The organism is Nitratidesulfovibrio liaohensis, assembly GCF_011682075.1.
GTDB lineage: Bacteria > Desulfobacterota > Desulfovibrionia > Desulfovibrionales > Desulfovibrionaceae > Cupidesulfovibrio > Cupidesulfovibrio liaohensis.
On record NZ_VSMK01000317.1, the window covers coordinates 1 to 3244 of the forward strand.

The following is a 3244-nucleotide window of genomic DNA, read 5'->3' on the forward strand; positions in this document are numbered from 1 at the left end:
TCGGGCGCGGGGGCCGCACCGCCGGAACCGACGACCGGGGCGGCCTCGACCATGCGCGCGGCCAGGCCGGACGGGACGCCGGTCAGCTGGCCGGTCAACATGTTGGACACCGGGGCGAGCAGCAAACCGATCGGGAAGCCGGACATGGGAACCCCTGCCCACCAGGCTGGATGCTGGTGGGGCTTGTCCCATATCTAGGCAGCGGATGCGACGGGCGCGTGGCGGCGGGGTGACGATGCGGTGGCAGCCCGGACGAGTCCGGACCAGTCCGGACCAGCGAGAAAGGCCCGACCGCCAAGCCATCAGCAGGCCCGACGGGCGGAAGGTTATCACTCCTCTCCGGCACCTTCGGCCCTTCCAGCCCTCCCGACCCTTCCGCCCTTCCACGTGGATGCCTGGGTACAAGTCGGGGCTCACCGGCGGCTCAAGGCCGCGCCGCCAGCAGGTCCAGCACGGTATCGGCCAGCCCGGCCCCGCCCTCCGCGTCGGGCCGGTCGCGGTAGGTGTAGCGCACCCGCAACCATGGCCGGTCGATGCGGATCAGCCGGTCCAGACGCACCGGCGTGCCCAGCAGCACCAGGTCGCAGGGGGTGGCGTTGATGGTGGCTTCCAGATCGTCCAGTTGCTGGCGCGAATAGCCCATGGCGGGCAGGGCCTTGCCCAGGTGGGGGTAGTTCTCGAACACCTGCTTCAGCGAGCCCTGCGCATACGGGCGGGGATCGGCGATGCGGCCCGCGCCGTGCATCTCCGCCGCGGCCTCGGCCGCGCCGAAGGGCAGGCCGCCGTGGGTCAGGGTGGGGCCGTCTTCCACCAGCAGGACCCGCGCCTTGCGGATGGCGGCGGGGTCGTCCACCTCCACCACCGAATCGGCCAGCAGCACCCGCGCGGCGGGGTTGGCGGCGGCGATGCTGGCGCGGACCGTGGCCACCTGTTCCGGCGTGGCCGTGTCCATCTTGTTGATAACGGCCACATGGCACATGCGCAGGTTGGTTTCGCCGGGGTGGTAGGTCATCTCGTGCCCGGCGCGCAGCGGGTCCAGCACGGTCAGATGCACGTCCGGGCGAAAGAAGGGGGTGTCGTTGTTGCCGCCGTCCCACAACAGCACGTCGGCCTCGGCCTGAGCCGCCGCAAGGATGCGCGCGTAGTCCACCCCGGCGAACACGGTGATGCCCGCGTCCACCAGGTGTTCGTATTCCTCGCGTTCCTCCACCGTGCAGTCGGCGGCGTCCATGTCCGCGTGGCTGGCGAAGCGTTGCACCGCCTGCCGTTCCAGGTCGCCGTAGGGCATGGGGTGGCGCACCACCACGGGGCGGATGCCCCGCGCCAGAAACGCCGCGCACAGGTGCCGGGTGACCGGCGACTTGCCGCAGCCGGTGCGCACGGCGGTGACGGCCACCACGGGCTTGTCCGCGCGCAGCATGGTGGCGGCGGGCGACAGCAGGCGAAAGTCCGCCCCGGCGGCCAGCGCCAGCGAGGCGGCGTGCATGACCGTTTCGTGCGATACGTCGCTGTACGAAAAGATCACCTCGTGCACGTCGTTGTCGCGGCACAGGGTCGTCAGCTCGCGTTCGGCCAGGATGGGCACCCCGTCCGGGTAGCGCGGCCCTGCCAGCGCCGCCGGGTAGCAGCGCCCGTCGATGTCCGGGATCTGGGCGGCGGTGAAGGCCACCACGTGCACGGCGGGGTCGTTGCGCAGCAGCACGTTGAAGTTGTGGAAGTCGCGCCCGGCGGCGCCCATGATCACCACGTTGCGCACTCCGGCGCCGTCGGCGGGCACGGGCGCGCGGCAGGTGGCGGCCAGTTTGGCGGATTGGGCCGATTGGGCCGATTGGGCAGGTCGGGCGGAGAGGGCGGGGCTGGCGGCGCGGGATGATCTGGTCATGCGGCGGGCCTCCTTTGGTGGCGGTAGGGGGTAGCTTGCGATGGTCCGGAGAGATTGGACGGGCCCCCCCGTATTCATGCGGGGGATATTTCTCATGACATGGCAAGCTACGCGGACGGCGTCAACCCGCGGGCAGGGAGGCCCGCGGGGTTTGCGCAACCCTGCCGCGGTGGTCGTGTCCGGCGGTAGCTGGCAGCTTCCGGCGGCATCCGGTTGCGACCGGCAGCGGGCCCTCGCAAATCGGGGCAAATCGGCGCAAATCGGCGCGAATCGGCGCGGCACGGGACCGCGCCGACGGCTCAGGCGGCGGTTATGGCGCCGCGTTCCACGGTGAACAGGGCGGCATCGGGCGCCGCCGTGCGCAGCATGTCCACGGTGTGTGGGTGGCAGGTGAAGAACAGTATCTGGTGCGGCTTGCCGCCTGCGATTGTGGCGGCATCGTTCGGGGGCTCGTCGGCAGCATTCGGGGCCGCGTCGTCCCTCCCGTCCCGTTTTCCGCACAGTTCCGCCAGGGCTGCGGCGGTGCGCGCCGCGCGTTCCGGGTCGAAGTTGACCAGGATGTCGTCCATGATCAGGGGCAACGGCTCGGCGTGCAGGGCGTGGGTGCGCACGTAGCCCAGGCGCAGGGCCAGGTACAACTGCTCGCGGGTGCCCCGGCTGAGGTGCTCGTGCGGCACCGGTTCGCCGTCGGCGGGCACGGCGCGGGGCACGCCGTCTTCAAGCGATGCGGCGATGGACTGCCAGCGCCCCCCGGTGATGGTCCGGAAAATGGCCGCCGCCTCGCGGATCACGTGGGGCTGGCGCTCCCGCTCGAAGCGCCGCCGCGCCGTGTCGATGAGGTGGCGGGCCAGGGCGTTGCGGCTCCATTCCAGGGCCATCTGGCGGGCCGATTCCAGCAGGGCGGCTTCCTGCCTGCGCAGGGCGGCCACTTCGTCGGCGGTGGTCACCTGCTCGCGCTGCACGCGCAACGCGGCGGCCTTGTCCACCAGTTCCGCTTCCTGCGCGGCCAGCGCGGCCAGTTCCCCGGCCAGTTCGTCACACCGGGCCTGCATGGCCTCGCGGTCGGCGCTGGCCATTTCGGCGCGCAGCGCGGCCAACGGGTCCGCCTGAGGGGTGGCGGATGGGCCATCGGGCATGCTGCCCGTGGCGGGAACCGAAATGTCGGGCAGGGCGGCAGTCAGGTGGTCGGTCAGGTCGCCCTTGCGGCGCAGCAGTTCCTGCCGCTCCGCAAAGGATGCGGCGCGGCGCAGGAAATCTTCGCCGTCGGCGGCGTCGCCAGCGGCCAGCAGTTCGTCCACGGCGGCTTTGGCCGCGTCGTGGGCGGCCTCCGCCTCGTGCAGTTCCGCCCGCAGTTCCGCGTGG

The 3244-nt window shown here is 71.7% G+C and carries 2 protein-coding genes; both read right to left on the reverse strand.

Going from position 1 to position 3244, the window contains the following annotated elements; all coding sequences use genetic code 11:
* Nucleotides 1-424: 424 nt before the first annotated feature.
* Nucleotides 425-1882, reverse strand: coding sequence for a cyclic 2,3-diphosphoglycerate synthase (locus tag FVW27_RS11180; protein WP_208294748.1), 1458 nt, complete (start codon nucleotides 1880-1882; stop codon nucleotides 425-427).
* A 299-nt stretch (nucleotides 1883-2181) separates the two neighbouring features.
* Nucleotides 2182-3244: ATP-binding protein (locus FVW27_RS11185; protein ID WP_424991869.1), on the reverse strand; the 1063-nt coding region annotated here is incomplete at its 5' end.

Excerpts from the sequence above, each read along its gene's own strand:
- FVW27_RS11180 (WP_208294748.1), bottom strand. The coding sequence starts at position 1,882 with ATGACCAGATCATCCCGCGCCGCCAGCCCCGCCCTCTCCGCCCGACCT.